General features: G+C 49.0%; 18 protein-coding genes and 2 tRNA genes. 3 read left to right on the forward strand and 17 right to left on the reverse strand.

Annotation, left to right across the window (positions count from 1 at the left end):
• Positions 1–56: 56 nt before the first annotated feature.
• The 3 genes from NFX39_RS02520 to NFX39_RS02530 all read right to left on the reverse strand — a co-directional run bounded on the left by NFX39_RS02520 (position 57) and on the right by NFX39_RS02530 (position 2,642).
• Positions 57–128 (reverse strand) — tRNA-Gln (locus tag NFX39_RS02520).
• A 30-nt stretch (positions 129–158) separates the two neighbouring features.
• A tRNA-Tyr gene (locus NFX39_RS02525) sits at positions 159–241 on the reverse strand.
• 133 nt (positions 242–374) lie between these two features.
• Positions 375–2,642: an MMPL family transporter gene (locus NFX39_RS02530; RefSeq protein ID WP_252442710.1), complete on the reverse strand. Its 2,268-nt coding sequence runs from the start codon at positions 2,640–2,642 to the stop codon at positions 375–377.
• A gap of 124 nt (positions 2,643–2,766) precedes the next feature.
• Here NFX39_RS02530 and NFX39_RS02535 point away from each other — a divergent pair, with 124 nt between their 5' ends.
• The gene (locus NFX39_RS02535; protein WP_252442711.1) at positions 2,767–3,276 is read left to right on the forward strand and encodes a TetR/AcrR family transcriptional regulator; all 510 of its coding nucleotides are present in this window, start codon (positions 2,767–2,769) and stop codon (positions 3,274–3,276) included.
• Between the two features lie 38 nt (positions 3,277–3,314).
• Here the strand turns inward: NFX39_RS02535 and NFX39_RS02540 are convergent, their stop codons facing one another.
• The 14 genes from NFX39_RS02540 to NFX39_RS02605 form a co-directional block, all read right to left on the reverse strand.
• A complete protein-coding gene (locus tag NFX39_RS02540) occupies positions 3,315–3,980 on the reverse strand; it encodes a CPBP family intramembrane glutamic endopeptidase (protein ID WP_252442712.1) in 666 nt (221 codons plus the stop codon).
• A 183-nt stretch (positions 3,981–4,163) separates the two neighbouring features.
• Positions 4,164–4,652, reverse strand: a complete 489-nt coding sequence (locus NFX39_RS02545) for a DUF805 domain-containing protein (RefSeq protein WP_252442713.1) — start codon at positions 4,650–4,652, stop codon at positions 4,164–4,166.
• Between the two features lie 101 nt (positions 4,653–4,753).
• The gene (locus NFX39_RS02550) at positions 4,754–5,578 is read right to left on the reverse strand and encodes a Cof-type HAD-IIB family hydrolase (RefSeq protein ID WP_252442715.1); all 825 of its coding nucleotides are present in this window, start codon (positions 5,576–5,578) and stop codon (positions 4,754–4,756) included.
• Between the two features lie 51 nt (positions 5,579–5,629).
• Positions 5,630–6,670: a lipid II:glycine glycyltransferase FemX gene (locus NFX39_RS02555; RefSeq protein ID WP_252442716.1), complete on the reverse strand. Its 1,041-nt coding sequence runs from the start codon at positions 6,668–6,670 to the stop codon at positions 5,630–5,632.
• Between the two features lie 3 nt (positions 6,671–6,673).
• Positions 6,674–7,321 (reverse strand): redox-sensing transcriptional repressor Rex, encoded by a 648-nt coding sequence (locus NFX39_RS02560; protein ID WP_252442718.1) that lies wholly within the window; start codon positions 7,319–7,321, stop codon positions 6,674–6,676.
• Between the two features lie 187 nt (positions 7,322–7,508).
• The gene (gene tsaD / locus NFX39_RS02565) at positions 7,509–8,528 is read right to left on the reverse strand and encodes a tRNA (adenosine(37)-N6)-threonylcarbamoyltransferase complex transferase subunit TsaD (protein ID WP_252442720.1); all 1,020 of its coding nucleotides are present in this window, start codon (positions 8,526–8,528) and stop codon (positions 7,509–7,511) included.
• Entirely contained in the window at positions 8,525–8,941 is a 417-nt protein-coding gene (locus NFX39_RS02570) for a GNAT family N-acetyltransferase (RefSeq protein ID WP_252442722.1), read from the reverse strand. The genes tsaD and NFX39_RS02570 overlap by 4 nt, the downstream gene beginning before the upstream one ends.
• Positions 8,931–9,500: a ribosomal protein S18-alanine N-acetyltransferase gene (rimI, locus tag NFX39_RS02575; protein WP_252442724.1), complete on the reverse strand. Its 570-nt coding sequence runs from the start codon at positions 9,498–9,500 to the stop codon at positions 8,931–8,933. The genes NFX39_RS02570 and rimI overlap by 11 nt, the downstream gene beginning before the upstream one ends.
• Positions 9,484–10,266 (reverse strand): tRNA (adenosine(37)-N6)-threonylcarbamoyltransferase complex dimerization subunit type 1 TsaB, encoded by a 783-nt coding sequence (gene tsaB / locus NFX39_RS02580; protein ID WP_252442726.1) that lies wholly within the window; start codon positions 10,264–10,266, stop codon positions 9,484–9,486. Before tsaB ends, rimI begins: the two co-directional genes overlap by 17 nt.
• 110 nt (positions 10,267–10,376) lie before the next feature.
• Positions 10,377–10,646: a phosphocarrier protein HPr gene (locus tag NFX39_RS02585; protein ID WP_252442728.1), complete on the reverse strand. Its 270-nt coding sequence runs from the start codon at positions 10,644–10,646 to the stop codon at positions 10,377–10,379.
• A 71-nt stretch (positions 10,647–10,717) separates the two neighbouring features.
• Positions 10,718–11,743 (reverse strand): L-threonylcarbamoyladenylate synthase, encoded by a 1,026-nt coding sequence (locus tag NFX39_RS02590; protein ID WP_252442730.1) that lies wholly within the window; start codon positions 11,741–11,743, stop codon positions 10,718–10,720.
• Positions 11,724–12,716: a peptide chain release factor N(5)-glutamine methyltransferase gene (gene prmC / locus NFX39_RS02595; RefSeq protein WP_252442732.1), complete on the reverse strand. Its 993-nt coding sequence runs from the start codon at positions 12,714–12,716 to the stop codon at positions 11,724–11,726. The genes NFX39_RS02590 and prmC overlap by 20 nt, the downstream gene beginning before the upstream one ends.
• Position 12,717: 1 nt before the next feature.
• A complete protein-coding gene (gene prfA, locus NFX39_RS02600) occupies positions 12,718–13,797 on the reverse strand; it encodes a peptide chain release factor 1 (RefSeq protein WP_252442734.1) in 1,080 nt (359 codons plus the stop codon).
• 3 nt (positions 13,798–13,800) lie between these two features.
• Positions 13,801–14,400 (reverse strand): thymidine kinase, encoded by a 600-nt coding sequence (locus NFX39_RS02605; RefSeq protein WP_252443022.1) that lies wholly within the window; start codon positions 14,398–14,400, stop codon positions 13,801–13,803.
• Between the two features lie 136 nt (positions 14,401–14,536).
• Between NFX39_RS02605 and NFX39_RS02610 the strand changes: the two genes are divergently transcribed.
• Both NFX39_RS02610 and NFX39_RS02615 read left to right on the forward strand, forming a co-directional pair.
• Complete coding sequence (locus NFX39_RS02610; RefSeq protein ID WP_252442736.1) at positions 14,537–15,895, forward strand: Mur ligase family protein; 1,359 nt, start codon at positions 14,537–14,539, stop codon at positions 15,893–15,895.
• Entirely contained in the window at positions 15,895–16,626 is a 732-nt protein-coding gene (locus tag NFX39_RS02615; RefSeq protein ID WP_252442737.1) for a type 1 glutamine amidotransferase, read from the forward strand. Before NFX39_RS02610 ends, NFX39_RS02615 begins: the two co-directional genes overlap by 1 nt.
• Positions 16,627–16,860: the final 234 nt, after the last annotated feature.

Here is a 16,860-nt window from a genome sequence, read left to right on the forward strand (position 1 = left end):
TGCAAATAAAAAGGCAGACATTGCTGTCTGCCAAAAGTGATTGCCTTGCGGCCTTATTGCCCCTGCTGGGATCGAACCAGCGCATAGAGGTACCAAAAACCTCTGCCTTACCACTTGGCCAAGGGGCAATCGTAAGATACCAGCTGCATAAGCAGCGATGGGGGCGGTAGGATTCGAACCTACGAACCCGAAGGAACGGAGTTACAGTCCGTCGCGTTTAGCCAGACTTCGCTACACCCCCGAATGCCTTACGACTTAAATATTATATCAAGGTCAGCCCGATGCTGCAAGGGCTTTTTTGACTTTTACAACAGAAATGACTATTTCAGATACAAAAAAAGGACAACCTTTCGGTTGCCCCTTTTCTTTAACGTTTAGTTTTTCTTACCTGGAAAAGCCCAGTTCCACTTTCCGAAGACCTTCAACATCGCTGGCACAAAGAGCAAGCGAACGAAGAAGGCATCGAAGAAGATACCAAAGGCCAAAGCCAATCCCAATGACTTCGTCGTTGGGTCTGGGTTCAAGGCAAAGGATCCAAAGACAGCAATCATGATCAATGCCGCCGTCACCACGATTGGACCTGAATCCTGCATGGCCACCGTTACGGCACGGTCGTTATCCTGCGTCTTCTTATATTCTTCACGCGCACGTGACACCATGAAGACTTCGTAATCCATGGCCAAACCGAAGAGGATGGCCGTCACAATGATTGGCAAGAAGGAAATCAGCGGTGCACCCTTTGATACGGCGAAGATTGACTTCAGGAAGCCGTCTTGGATAACAAGCGTCGTGAATCCAAATGATGCCAAGAGTGACAATCCGAAACCAATCATGGCCACTGCTGGCACGATGAAGGAACGGAAGACCACCATCAACAAGATGAAGGCCAAAACCATAATCGTGAAGACGAAGATTGGCGTCGCGTTGTTTAACTTTTCCGTGATGTCCAAGTTAACCGCGTTCACACCCGTCATCGTAATTGAAGCGTCGTACTTCTTGTCCGTCGTGTTGGAGTAGTCCTTGATTTTGTTAACCAAGTCGGTTGTCTGCTTTGCAGCAGATCCCTTTTCAGGGGTAATCATAATCAAAGCGTACTTACCGGATTCTGAAACCATGAATGGCTGTCCGGCCTGTTGCATGATAGCGCCCTTAATTTGAGCTTGAACGGCTGCCTTATCGGCGTCCGTTGGCATCTGGCCCGTTGCTCGGGCCTTTGCCATCAATTCTTGTTGGGCCTTAGCAGACATTTCTTGCTGCAAGGTAGCAGCCTTTTGTTGGTCCACAGAAAGCGTCTTCAATGACTTAGCGCCATCCAACTTCGCGATGTGGTCCGTCATCTTCTTCAAGTTGGCTTGCTTGTCGGCATCGCTTGTCTTACCGTCCATCTTAACAACGGCAACGAGCGGTGCGTTCACACCTTCTCCGAACTTATCAGAAACAATGTCGTATGCTTGGCGTTCCGTGCGGTTTTCTGGCAATGAACCGTTGTATGGCATACCCAAGCGCATGTGTTGCGTTGGAATAGCCAAGGCACCCAAAGCAACCACAACGGCAACAATGATGACCCATGGCTTACCCGTCAAAAACTTCGTGAACTTTGAAGGCTTGTTGGCCATGTCGTCGACCGTCTTCGTTGCAGGCTTGATGAACTTAGCAAGCAAAGCAATCAAGGCTGGCAAGAACGTCAAGGCTGAGAAGACCGCAAAGGCGATGGCGAAGGCTGCTGCAACACCCATTGTCGTCACGAATTCGATTCCGGCAAAGGCCAAACCGAGGACGGCGATGATAACCGTGACACCGGCGAAGATAACAGAAGCACCAGCTTCTGAAACAGCCATTCCAAGTGCCTTTTGACGGTCGCCGTTCGTGTCGGCCAAGTCGGTCTTGTAGCGGTTCAAGATGAAGAGCGCGTAATCAATTCCAACGGCTAGTGACAACATCACGGCCAAAGTCTGTGAGACGGAAGCCATCGTCATGAAGTTCGTTCCGATAGTAACGAGCATGATTCCTGATCCCAAACCAACGAGGGCTGAGATGATTGGCATTCCAGCGGTTACGAAGGATCGGAACAAAACGAGCAACAAGACGAAGGCGATTGCAATTCCGATTAATTCGGATGTCCCACCAAAGTCAAGCGCGTGAACCTGAACAGAACCCGTGTAGGCAACCTTCACATCGTTGCTCTTCACGTCTGTATCAAACTTCTTCATCACACCGTCAATGGCACGACGAGGAACATTCGTTGAGCTTTCCTTGTATGTGATGTCAACGTAAGTAGTCGTCTTATCAGATGAAACGTTACCCATTTCGTATGGGTTTTGAATCATCTTGATGTCCTTACCGTACTTGTCTTGCACATCCTTGATGGCAGCAACAACTTCGGCCTTGGTCTTATCATCCGTGACTTCCCCGTTCTTCTTTTGAATAACAGCCTTCATCGTTCCGGCGTTGGGGTTTTGGTTAAACTCCTTTTCCAGCGTTGATTGGATGTTTGTCGAAGGAATTCCTGAAATCGTCAGGTTTTGCGTGTAGTGTGACCCAAAGCCAAGGGCCCCTGCTGCCAACGCGGCAACAACGATTACCCAGGCAAAGAATGTCTTGAATTTATTTTTGTAAATCCATTCTCCTAAGCGCTTTAACATAAGCATTCTCCTATTTCTATTAATTAACTGTATTCATTTTAGACGTGGAAAAAAGAAACAGAAAGGGTTAAAATTGAGATACTGTTCAACACCGAGACAAGAAAAGGAAAGTGTTCCAGATATTATGGCGAATAAAACATTCACCCTCATGCACCAACATCTTTTGGAGTCAGCTTCCGAAGCTTTGACGAAAATTCCTTTTTCAAAGCTTTCCGTGAAGCACATTTGCGAACAAGCCGAAGTGAACCGAAACACTTTTTACCGGCATTTTGACGACAAGTACCAACTCCTTGAAATGATGATCCGCCTCACGATGGAAAAAGCAACCGAAGAAATCGACATGGAAGCTTTTCGTGATGCCCCCTTCACCATCATTCATAACCTGTCGTTTAAAGACGCCCTGAACGTCTTGGACTTTCAACTTCAAGACAAGGTTTTCGAAGAGCAATTCTACAACGGAGTATTTAAAGAACTGACCCGCCTTGCCAACTCTTCCGAAATTCTCTGGTTGCTTGGAAGCGTTCAAGTGGTTCACATTTGGAACCAGAACTTAAAAAAGCCCTACTCAATTCACAAGGATTACGAACTCTTTGATGAAATCATTCGCACCCAGAAATTCCCTGGAATCGATTAGATATGAAAAAGCCAAGACTTTCCGTCTTGGCTTTTTTCTTATTTCAATAACATGTAAAGCGTCAAGATTTGTACCCATCCATTGTGGAAGACGTGGAGCAAAATCGACGAGGACAGTTTGTCAGTCTTTTGATAAACGAATGCCAGCGCCATCCCCAAAATCAAGTATGGCGGCAAGTCCAACAAGGATACCCAAGTGTATGATCCAAGGTGGTAAAGGCCAAACAAGAGGCCTGAGAAAAGCATCGTCAGGTAGCTTTTCTGGTTTTTCTTGAAGGCCTTGAAGAACACGCCACGAAAGAGCAACTCTTCCATGACCGGACCAATGAAAACAATGATGATGGATAAGACCACCATTGAGTAACGACCACCCATGTTCATCAATTGATCGATTGCGGCTTGGTTTTCCGTTGTGTCCTGAGACCACTGTGAAAAGAAGCTCACCTGTACCATTGACCACACGGACAAGGCCGCAAAGGCAATCACGTAAACGGATGCGATGAAACCTAACTCGTTCAAGTCCGGCAGGGAAATCCGCTTCAATGAAAGAGAGGACTTCCACTTCCCCTTCATGACGGGCAGGCCGCCATCAGTAAGATAGGCAACCGCCTTGTAGGTAAATACGACGGCGAGAACTAATCCGATGGCGAGCCACAGATAACGGAACGGTCCTTGGAAGAAAACCGACAGTTGCGTCATCGACATCGCGACAAATTCAAGCGCGAAAAAAGTCAAAAAAACAAAGCAGTGCAGAACAAAGGAAGCGACTGCTTTTGTTTTATCATGTTGATGAAAGAATGTTGCAAGTTTTTTTGTATTCATTTCTAACCTCTGTACTTGCCACAGAATACCACAGGAACAGGCTTCCTTGCAATTATAGGCGCTGTTTTAGAGCTTTACTTCCCCTGCGCTTTCGGCCTCGGTATCCCGTTCGGAAGGAAGTAGTTTGATCAATACGTCAGCGAGCAAGAAGAAGACGGTCAAAAGTGTTGTCAAAATCGTTGCGTAGCCGTTCAAGACATACTGTGAAAGATAAATAAAGGCAGCAAGGTATAACGCCAACTCCACCAGGAAGAACCAGGAAGAGATACCGGTGTCTTTGTATCGGCGGAAAGACATCGTGAGGTTTGGCAAGAGCGTTCCAATGATGAAGAGAACAGCAAACATCATCCAAATCAGCGCCGCAAAGGCGAAGATGATGTCTAAAATACGAGGCAGCATCACATCGGTCAGGATGCGGACAAAGCCATCCGCTCCAGCTGCAAAAAGCGCCAAAATGACTAAGTTCGCAAAGGTAGCCAACCAGTAATCTTTGCGTGACGTCTTTTCTTTTACATTGAACGTCAGGGTGATGAATTTAAAGTATGCGTCAATCATCTCTCTACTCCTTACCTCTTAAGTACTACTATTATAACATTTTTAAAGTTACAGACTATACTTATTCTAAAGTAACAAAAAAAAGAGCCTTTCGGCTCTTTTTATTTGAGTACTTTTTCTTGGATGGTCTTTATCACACCCGCTTCGACATTCGGCGCAAGCGCCTCTTTGTCATGGGCTTCGTGCATAAAGGCCGATGCGTTCGGCATCAAGTAGGCGTGCTCATATTTACTTAGCATTTCAAGGTCGTTGGAGTTATCACCAAAGACCATGACTTCGTCGTCTTTAATACCGTAGTGTTCTTGTAGGATGGCCAAGGCGTTTGCCTTATTCACATCCTTTGGCAAGATGTCGACGGATCCAAAACCAGAGCCCGTCACGTGAATGTCTGCTCCGAACAAGTTGCGAATCTCATGCACGTATTTCTGCACTTCTTCGTGTGGCCAAATGAAAGCAACGCCCAGAATCTGGTCATCGATTTCCATGAACTTTTCAACTTGCATCACGTTTGGATAGAAGCGAGACAGCATATCTTGCACTTCCTTTGTGGCATGGTTGGACACGTAAGTACCACGCGTTCCAGTCAAAACAATCAAGTTATCGTTTGACTGCGGATTGTTCGTGTTCCAATCGAGGACCGTTGCAATCTGCTTTGGTGTTAAATAAACGGCCGAAAGCAACTGACCGTGCGTGGCCACAACGGAACCGTTGGAACCGACAAAATCAATTTGATCGTACAGGTCGTATTTCTCCATTGGCGAAAACAGTTCCTGTAGGTTTTCCAGTTGACGACCAGAGGCCGCCACAAAACGAATGTTTTTTTCTTTCAACTGTGCCAAAACCTTAGCGAATTGTTCTTGATCGTAGTGATCTTCACCCGCTAAGAATGTTCCGTCCATGTCGGACGCAATTAATTTAATGGTCATATTTCGCCTTTCTCGATAACGTCGGGAGGGCTATTGATTCATTGCTTAATCTTAAGCAAAGCCTTCTAAGTATTTTTCATAGGAAGCTTCGTCCAAAACATAATCCAATTCACCAATGTATTCAACGTGTGGATCATGGTAAGCAAAACCGTGCTTGAACTTGTAGAGCCCGTCTTCCGAAACAAAATCGCCAACACCACCGAAGTCGTAACGAACCTTTTTTTGGGAAAGCCCCCACTTCAACATCTCCCATTGGATGAGGTATGGTGGGTAATGCTTGGCAAAGGCACGGTTTGAACCGGCGTACATGTACCAAATCTTGTCACCGTAGGCAAAGCCAATACCAGCTGCGACCACTTGCCCTTCGAAGTGAGCCAAAAAGACGCGGAAGGCATCGTCGCCATCCCAGAGTTCTTGCATTCGGTAAAAGTATTCGATTGGACGGTGAGTGATTCCTTGAGCCTTTGCCATCATCTTGTAGGTTTCAAAGAAAGCGTCAATATCTTCCTTTGAAGTACCAGATGTGATGGTCACGCCATCCTTAATGGCACGACGGATTTGGTTTCGGTAGTCACGCTTGAAGTGCAACATGAGTTGCTCTTCGTTTTCAATAACCGAAGCGCCTTCCCCACGTCCGTCGTAGAACAACACGACGTTCTTTCGTGGTTGGATGTTACCGTGCATGTTTTTTACATTCACGTTGCGGGTCTTGAAGCCCGCTTCTTGATAAGCTTGATCAAGCTTTTCATCAAATTCGACTTCTGGATCCATGCGAACCAAGAAGACGTTTTCAGGTAAGTTCTCGACTGCTTCTTTGACCAATGATGAAATCAGGTCCACGTCTGAAACGTTTGCGACCGGTCCCTTTGGACAATAGGCTAATAACTTACCGGGAACTGCTTCAATGGTTAACACGGCCATTGCCGCAACGATGTCCCCCGCTTCGTTTTCGCGGTAGAGGTACAAATGACCCCAGTTGGCTTTTAATTCACCCCACTTAGGGTCTTGGGTCACCTGACCGTTTGCTGCTTCACGAACAAAGCGTTGGTACTTTTCGACCTGCTTTGCATCGTTTAAATCAAGAACTGCCATGAATTACTTTCCTGTCGTGATGGTTGCGTAGTTTTGAATAAAGTAGACCAAGGTCTGCAATTCGTTCGTCAAATCAACGTTTTGAACACGAACGCCGTCTGGAACGGAAACACGGAGCGGCGTAAAGTTCATGATTCCCTTAACGCCCGCTTCAACCAATTGGTCGGTGATGCCTTGCGCTTCTTCTTGTGGCACCGTCAAGATGGCAACGTTAATGCGTTGCGCACGGATTTGCTCTTCCAATTCAGTCATGTCGTAGATTGGCACACCGGACAAGATCTTACCGCGGTGTTCGTTAATGTCGAAGGCAGCCGCGATACGCATGTTTGATGATTGGTGGAAGTTAAAGTTCAAGAGGGCTTGTCCCAAGTGACCAACTCCAATCAAAGCGACGTTAATCAATGAGCTTTGATCCAAGACCTTCGCAAAGAATGACAACAACGCCTTCACGTCGTATCCATAACCACGCTTACCCAAGGCACCGAAGTATGAAAAGTCACGACGAATCGTCGCGGCATCAAACTTTGTGGCTTCCGCCAATTCCGCAGATGAGATGCGGCTAGTCCCGGCATCCTCCAGGAAAGTTAAGTAGCGGTAGTAAATTGGCAGCCGTTTGGCGGTTGCACGAGGAATTTTTGCTTGTTCATTCATCGTCTATTCTCCATTCGTTTTATTTGTGAAAACACAGTTGTTTGTGAACTATATTGTTTATATTATAGCATATTATAAGACTTTGTGAAATGCGTTTGCTCAACTTTCACATTATTTTTATCACATTCTCTTAAAAATACACGGTCTTAAATTATATAAAAAAACAGGGCATTTGCCCTGTTTTTGTTTAATCTTTTTTACGGAGGGCAAAGTCCAACCCGGGCCGTGTATTCAAATCGAGGTCGGCGAAAACGCCGTCTTCATAGTTCCAGTAACCGGCAGCACCAATCATCGCGGCGTTATCGCCGGTGTATTGCTTCGGCACGGGGATAAAGTTTGTCTCCGGGAACTTGTTCAACAAGTCCGTTAAGGCAGCGCGCAAGCCGGAATTGGCGGCGACCCCACCAGCCAGCACAAAGGACTTCACCGGGAAGTCGCACAAGGCGCGGTCCGTCCGGTCAATCAAAGCCTTGATAACCGCTGCTTGGAAGGAAGCGGCAAGGTCGGCCTTGTCGATGTCTTCACCACGCTGTTCAGCGTTGTGTACCTGATTAATCACAGCGGACTTCAAACCAGAGAAGGAGAAGTCATAGCCAGATTCGCGGGCCATGGCTTGTGGGAACTTGATCGTCACTTCCCCCTTGGCGGCCAGTTCGTCGATGGCTTTTCCGGCCGGGTAGTTCAGGTTCATCAAGCGTCCAACCTTGTCGTAGGACTCACCCGCGGCGTCATCGTAGGTTTCACCCAAAATCTCAAAGGAGTTCTGCTTTTCCATCAAGACGAGTTCGGTGTGACCACCGGAAACCATCAAGGCCAAAGCTGGGTACTCGATGGGTTCGTTGAAGTTGGCGGCGGCGATGTGTCCTGCCAAGTGGTTCACTGGAATGATTGGCAGGTCGTGAGCCAAGGCAAAGGTCTTCGCCCCCATCAAACCAACCAAAAGAGAGCCAACTAAGCCCGGCCCATAAGTCACGGCGACGGCGTCAATATCATCAACAGCAATCCCCGCCTCGTCCAAGGCGATGTCCAAGGTCTTCGTGATCCATTCCAGGTGGTGGCGGGAAGCCACTTCCGGAACGATTCCGCCGAAGCGCTGGTGGGAGTTGATTTGGGTTGCGACGGCGTTTGAAAGAACGGTCTTGCCGTCCTTTACAATCGCCACTGACGTTTCATCAGCACTAGATTCAAATGCAATTATTGTCGTCATTGCTTTTTCTCCATTAAAATCGCGGTCTGCCCATCGGGGTAGTAGTTCTTTCGTTCGTGGTAGGCACTAAAGCCAAACTTCAAATACAAGTTGCGTGCGCGAATGTTGTTTTCGGCCACTTCCAATAACACCCGACAAGAGCCAAGGTTCTTCAGCCATTCTTCCAAAACCGCTTGGCCCAGCCCCTGCCCCTGAAGGCCGGGTTGAACAGCAATCAGGTCGAGTTCGGCTTCATCAAAGAACTTCGTGTAGGACAGAAAGGCCGTTTGCTCTTCGTTAATCAGGTAGTGAACACGGTCGGCCGCCAAGTGCTGTTCGAGCAGTTCCATCGGAAGCAGGTTCCGTTGAAAGGCTGTCTTTGCAATCATGTAAATCTGATTCGCGTCGGATTGTGTTGCACTTCTAAGCTTCAAGATCTTGCACCATTGAAATTGCGTCTTCTTTATTATCGACGTAGTACTTCTCAATCACGTCTTGCACTCGGAAACCGAGGCGGTCATAGAGTGCCAAAGCCCCCGTGTTCGAACGGCGGGCTTCCAGGGAAAGCATTGGAAGTCCGATTTCCCAGGCCACAGCCTTCGCCGTGTTAATCATGTAAGAACCGACCTGACGCCCCTGCCAAACGGGTAAGACGGCGAGGTTTGCAATGTGCAAATCCGGCACTTGCTCACGACGCACTAAGGCGATGAAGCCAATCACCTGATCACGCTTTACGGCGACCAAGTAAAGTCGGTCTTCTTCCTGGGTCAATTCGTGGTAAAAGTCGCGGGCGACCCACGGCGCGTACCCATTGTAAACGGCCTCTTGGATGGCGACTAACCCTGGAATATCCGAAACCGTGGCTAACCGAAGTGTGAGCACGTCCCCGTTCGCTTCGAAGCGCTCACTGGGGAAGTTTATCAAGGTTTGCGCAACCGGCTTTTCCTTCTTTTTCTTCTTTTTCTTCTTTTTACTTTTAAACTTCAAAAACATAAGGCTTGTCCAGAGGCTTTCCTGCCTGGTTCTTTTCCCAGTTCAGTTCCGCCTGTGTCTTTCTCAAATAAGAGGGTGTTAAGTTGGCAACGTCTTCGACTGGCTTGACCGTCTTGGCCAAATCGACCAATCCGGTTCCGTCAGGCAGTGATTCGTCTTCTGACAGGATGATTGGTGATAGACGAGACAGTTCTTCTTCGATGGCTTCCTTGAAGTGGCTACCATCCCCCACCACGATGACTGATTCGCCGACCTGAGCCACGAGATCAAGCACTTCGTCAATTGGGTAGTGACCGTCTTCTAGGACTGTTTCATCGCCAAGGTAGGCACCAGCAAAGACGTTGTCGTTACGGGCATCAAAGAGGGCGAGCACCAAGGAGTCCTTTGACTTGTGAACAAAGGGCGTGTCCATACCCAAATCCGTGTCCGCCTTCTTCACTGCCCAGTTCGCCAACTGAACTTGGCGGGCCAAGGCCTTCAAAGACGAAATGGCCAGCAGCGGCTTGTCCAAAGTGTCGGCCAGGACTTTGCCGACCGTCACCCCAATTCGCAGACCGGTAAAGGAACCAGGCCCTTTGGCAATGGCGATTTGGTCAAGGTCTTGCAGGGTCCAGCCTTCTTTTGCAAGCAGGTTTTTCACTGCGGGCAAGAGATCCACGGAGTGGTTTTTAGGTTGATTCGTTTGAACGGATGACAAGATGTCACCGTCTTTTGCCAACGCCACTAAGAGCGGTTGGTTACTGGTATCAATTGCAAGGACTTTCATGGACCCTCCTACAAAACGTCTACTTTTCTTTATTTTACTAAAAGAAAAGTCCGATTCAAATAAAAAAGCCGCTGCATGCGGCTTAATTTATGTTCTAAGAATCACTTTGATTACTTAGCCAAACCTTCGTTACGCATCACTGTTGAAACAGCGTGGATGGCATCCTTGGCGTCGTCGCCGTCTGCCTTAATCGTAACGTCGGCACCATGACCAACACCGAGTGACATCACACCCATGATTGACTTCAAGTTAACTTCCTTACCTTGGTATGAAAGCGTGACTTCAGCGTTAAACTTTGATGCTGCTTGGACAAGCAAAGTTGCTGGGCGGGCGTGAATACCCGTTTCTGAAATGATGTTAAACTCTTTTGTTTCTGCCATGTTTTTTCTCCTTTTTGGAAAAGTCTTACCAACGACTTTAGTTTATCAAAGCGCTTACAAAATAGCAAGACCTAATCGCGGTCTAACCCTTGAAACAATCGCCCGCCGGACGCTTTTGCAAGTCTGTTATTGTACGCTTTTCCCAAGCCCATGTCGGGCATCGATTGCACGTAAATTCTATCAATCTTTTGCTCGTCATCAAAGTAGCGCAAGCCGGCAAACAAATTCTCGGAGGCTTGGTTCAAGTTGTGTCCCAGCGACCAGGAAGGCTGCTTTTTATCCTTCAAATTCTTCAACAAGTCTTCGTCTGCCATGACCGCGTCATGTTCCGTCAAAACTTCTTGGAGATCGAACCAATCCAACGGGTCAAAGACGAAGACGTCCTTGTCCGGTGCGTAATGACGGTACTTCATTCCCGGTGCCTTTGGCGTTTGATCGGCGGCCAAGGCCTTCTTGCTGGTTCCGTCCACCACTTCTTCGCCGAGAACCTTAGCCAAGTCTTCCTGACTGACCGCTCCCGTTCGAAGAATCGTCGGCGTTTTCGCCGTCATATCGATGACGGTTGATTCCACACCAACCTGGGTCGGCCCGTCGTCGATGATGCCGGCGACTTTGCCATCCATATCGTGTTGCACGTGCGCAGCGGTCGTCGGTGACGGCTTACCAGACAGGTTGGCGGAAGGGCCAACAATTGGGAATCCCGCTTCCTTAATCAGCGTCCGCGTCACTTCGTTTGCCGGCATTCGAACGGCTGCGGTTTGCAAACCACCGGTCACAAGCATTGAGACTTGGCCTTCCTTAATCGGAAGAATGATGGTCAAAGAACCGGGCCAGAAGGCCGTCATCAAGGACTTGGCCTTGTCTGAAATTTCGACGTAGGGCGTAAGCTGGACGATATTGCCGACCGTCATAATCAACGGGTTGTCCGCCGGACGCCCCTTGGCGGCAAAGACCTTCTTCACCGCTTCGTCGTTTGTCGCATCCGCCCCTAAACCGTAAACGGTTTCGGTTGGAAAGCCGACAACTTCGCCTTGCTGAAGTAACTTAGCCGCTGCTTCGATATCCGTATTTTGATTGTTAAAGTGTTTCGTTTCCATGAACTTTTACCCGAATCATTCGATCTAAACCTGCCAGGTCCTGTTTCACATCCACCTCAGCAGTTGGTAATGCCTCTTTAAAAATCTTTTTGAGCTTGTCGCCCTGGTCGTAGCCAATCTCAAAGTAGGCCCGGCCGTTTTCGGTCAAGTGGTCGGCGAGCTGCACGGCCATCTTTTCGTATAGCGCGAGCCCCTCGTTTTTGGCATACAGCGCCAAATCGGGTTCGTAGGCCACCACTGAGTCGTCCATCTCGTCTTGAGCATCCTCGCGGATGTAAGGCGGGTTGGAGACAATCACGTCAAAGCGTTGCCCTGAAAAAGTCGCAAACAAATCGGACTCTTCCAAGGTCACGCGTTCAGCCAAACCAAACTTCTTTCGGTTTTCAAAGGCAATGGCGAGGGCCGGACGTGAAATGTCAGCCGCCGTCACCTTTAATTCTGGCCGTTCAGCAGCCAAAGTCAAGGCGATGGCCCCAGAACCGGTCCCAACGTCCAAAAGCGTTGGTTTTTCAGCCAAGACCGGTTGCTTCTTCAAATCGTTTAAGACCCAGTCGACCAGGAGCTCGGTTTCGGGACGCGGAATCAACACGCGTTCGTCAACGAGAAAGTCGCGCCCATAAAAGGGTGCTTCACCGATGATGTACTGAGCGGGTCGGTCCTTGACCAAGGCCGCAACCCAACTAGGCCAGCGGGCGGAAAGCCAGTCCGGCATTACACGCGTTAAGTTGGCGCGAAGCATGCCGTAGTTGACTTTTAAGGCACCCGTTAACAAGAAATCCAAGTTATCGAGGGCTTCGCCTTCATCCTTACCGGCCGCGACCAGTTCGGCCAAGGCCCACTTACGCGCTTCCAAAAGTGAAATTGACGGATTCTTCGCAGAAGCCCGACTTGAACGACCAACTTGACGTTGGAATCGGCCCTTGCCGTTCTCGTTTAAGGCGGCAAGCGAACGCTTTTCGTCTTCGTCTGCCATGCTATTGCTCGTTCAAGGCAGCCAACTTCGCTGTCTGTTCTTCAAGAACCAAGGCGTCGATGATTTCACCAAGGTCACCACCGATAATGCGGTCCAACTTGTTTAACGTCAACCCGATGCGGTGGTCCGTTACACGGTTTTGTGGGTAGTTGTAGGTACGGATACGTTCGGAACGGGCACCGGAACCGACAGCCGTCTTACGCGCTTCGGCGTATTCCGCTTCGTTTTCTTGGGCGAAGTGGTCGTAAACACGGGCGTTCAAGACCTTCCATGCCTTCGCACGGTTTTGCTGCTGGGAACGTTCGTCCTGCATGGCCACCGTGATCCCCGTTGGTTCGTGGGTCAAACGAATGGCAGATGACGTCTTGTTAACGTGCTGTCCACCGGCACCAGAGGCACGGTAAACGTCTTCACGAACGTCCTTTGGATCGATCAAACCGTTTTCGTCGACTTCTTCGAATTCAGGCATGATTCCAACCGTCGCCGTTGACGTGTGAACACGGCCCTGCGTTTCAGTGGCAGGCACTCGTTGCACACGGTGAGCACCGGATTCGAACTTCAACTTAGAGTAGACCTTGTCACCAGTAATCATGGCAGCGACTTCCTTGTAACCACCGACTTCCGTCGTTGTTTCATCGATGATTTGAAGGGTCCAGCCCTGGTTTTCGGCGTAGCGACGGTACATGCCCAAAAGGTCAGCCGCAAAGAGGGAAGATTCATCCCCACCGGCCGCTCCACGGATTTCCATGATGATGTTCTTATCATCGTTTTCATCCTTTGGAAGCATCATGACCTTCAACTTTTCTTCCAGTTCTTCACGTTCTGGCTTCAAGTTGGCCAAGTCTTCCTTGGCCAATTCACCCATTTCGTCGTCTGAAAGCATTTCTTCGGCGTCTTCGATGCCAGAAACCACGTCCTTGTAGTGGAGGTACGTTTCCACCGTTTCACGGATGGAACCGGCTTCCTTTGAGAGCTTCATATAGTTTTGGGAATCCCCCATCACTTCGGGGTCCGCAAGCATTTGGTTTAATTCGTCGTAGCGGTCTACAACGGATTGAATTTGTGCAAAAATTGGATCCATTTCTTACTCCTTCTCGTTATCCACCATGTTCATGTCAGGGTGGAACCAGTGGTAGCGACAGGTTGGCTTGTAAGCTTCGTCCCCACCAATTTGGATTTGTGCCCCTTCGTACTGGGGCTTTCCGTCAGCAAAACGCAACTGCGTCGTGGCTTTGCGTCCACAGAATGAACAGATGGTCTTCATTTCGACCAACTTGTCAGCCATTTCAAAGAGGCGCTTTGACCCTTCAAACAATTCGTTGAAGGCGTCTTGTTTCAGGCCAAAAGTCATAACCGGCTTGTTGAGAAAATCCACCACGTAGGCCAACTGGTCCACCTGGTCCTTTGACAAGAACTGGGCCTCATCAACCAAGACGGCCGCCAAGTCGAAGTGTTCCACTTCCTTTTTGATCATTGAAAACAAATCAGTGTCCGGTTCGATGACACGGGCCGGACGTTTCAAACCGATGCGAGAAGCAATCATGCCTTCGCCGTCACGGTCGTTAATCAAGGGCGTCAACAATAAGACGTGCTTTCCTTGAGATTCATAATTATGGGCGACTTTTAAAATTTCGATTGATTTACCGGAGCCCATTGCTCCGTATTCAAAGTACAACTGTGCCAAAAAAGTCCACCCCACTCTTCCTTAATATACCAATCTATTATAGCAATTTTTAGAGGCCTTTACGATGGGCCAGACCAATTTGTCAAAATTGCTTAGAGTCGTGTTAAAATAAGTGATTAGAAAAGGAGGGCGTTTCATGTCATTGAAAAGCCAGTTGGCCAAGTTCACGGCCCAATCATCTCACTTCGTCTTGCACGATATTTTGAAGCGAGGCGGTACATCATTGCCAGGTAAACTGGCCGTTACCATTGACCCCGACGTCTTGTCATCCGTCCAAGCCGACTTCGACCTCGTTGTCGTCACTGGAACGAACGGGAAGACGCTGACAACCGCCCTCATCACACGTATTTTGAAGGCCGGGGGCTACTCCGTCATCACGAACCCTTCCGGTTCAAACATGGTGCAGGGAGTTGCCGGTACGCTTTTGACAACGAAGGTCGAACCGTCACCAAACGGTAAGAAGCCCATCGCCGTCTTGGAAGTGGACGAAGCAAACGTCTTGTCACTAACAAAGGCCATCAAGCCAAAGTACTTCGTGTTGTCCAACCTGTTCCGCGATCAGATGGATCGCTACGGTGAAATCTACACGACCTACGACAAAATCATTAACGGTATTAACGAGGCGCCCGACGCGACTGTGATTATGAACGCCGATTCGCCAATTCTCGCGCGTGGGACTTTTAAAAACAAGCGACTCTACTTTGGATTCGACCACGTGAAGGAAGCCGACTACAAGGACATGAAGGCGCCCAACAACACGGATGGCATCCTGAGCCCAACGGACAACTCCGTGTTGCACTATAACTTCATCACCTATGCCAACCTTGGAAAGTACTTCTCAACGACGGACGACTTCGCCCGCCCAGCTTTGGACGTCGCGGTGACGGATTTGGCCGAACTCACGCCAAAGTCATCCGCTTTCTCAATCGACGGCAACCCGTACGAAATCGCCATCGGTGGTTTGTACAACATCTACAACGCCCTCGCCGCCTACACGGTTGGTAAGGCCTTCGCGGTGACGCCGGAACAAATCAAGACGGCCTTCGAAGAAAACAAGCAAATCTTCGGTCGCCAGGAATCACTAAAGATTGGCGACAAGGAACTCACGATTCTGTTGATCAAAAACCCGGTTGGTACGAACACGGTCATCGACATGATGGAAACGGAAAAGGATCCGTTCACCTTCCTGGCCATGCTAAACGCCAACTACGCCGACGGAATCGACACGTCCTGGATCTGGGACGCCGAGTTTGAACGCCTGCACGATTCCAACATGCAAGCGGTGATGACCGGTGGTGAACGCTACAAGGACATCACGGTGCGTTTGAAGATGGCCGGCTACGACATCAATGAGACCTTCCCAAAGACGGAACAGATCATCGATGCCATCGAAGAAGCCCCAACCAAGAAGGTTTACCTTGCCGCTACCTACACGGCCATGCTTCAAGTGCGTGCCGTTTTGATGGACAAGGGTTACATCAAGGAGGAGTTCTAATGACGGAATACAAGTTGAATTTAGCACACCTCTACGGTGACTTAATGAACACCTACGGCGATTATGGTAACATCATCGCACTGCGCTACTACGCCAAGCAAATCGGCGTTGAAATCGACGATCAGTTGATTTCCTTGAATGACGACTTCGACGCGGACGCGTTCGACTTTGTCCTCTTCGGTGGTGGTCAGGATTACGAAGAAACCATCGTGGCAAAAGACCTTGTTCAAAAGAAGGACAGCCTGAAGAAGTACATCGAAAACGACGGTCCCCTCTTGGCCGTCTGTGGTGGCTTCCAGCTGCTCGGTCACTACATGGAAATGGCCGACGGTCAGCGTGTTGATGGGATTGGGGTCATGGACCACTACACCACCAACATGACAAACGAAGAAGTGCAGGCCGAAAAGGGTAAGCGTTTGACCGGTGACATCGTCATCAATAACAACGAAACCGGCGAGACCTACCACGGCTTCGAAAACCACCAGGGTCGCACGTTCTTAGGAAAGGGCGAAAAGGCCCTCGGAACGGTGACGCAGGGTCAGGGTAACAACGGAATGGACCAGAGCGAAGGGGTGATCTACCACAACGTGTACGGTTCTTACTTCCACGGCCCAATCTTTACCCGTAACGGAAACTTGGCCAAGCGCGTGCTCGCCACGGCTTTGGAACGTAAGTATCCGGAAGTGGACTGGTTCAAGAAGCTCGAACCAATTCAAGCCGAAACATTTTAATCAACTGAAAAAGTCCGCACCGAGGGTGCGGGCTTTTTGCTTGTCCTAAACGACCAGAATTTTTTGCAAAAATTGCCAGCCGTGCTAAACTATGTACGAAAAGAGATTCGCGAAAATCTCTAATCGGACAACGCCGCGTTAACGGTGGCAAGTGATAATGTCAACGGATAACCATCATCGGCCTGCTAAAGCGAGATGGTTGCCCGTTTTTTAGTTTTCCTTGTTATTGTCGCA

The sequence above is a fragment of the Fructobacillus apis genome, assembly GCF_023893635.1.
In the GTDB taxonomy this organism is placed as follows: Bacteria; Bacillota; Bacilli; order Lactobacillales; family Lactobacillaceae; genus Fructobacillus; species Fructobacillus apis.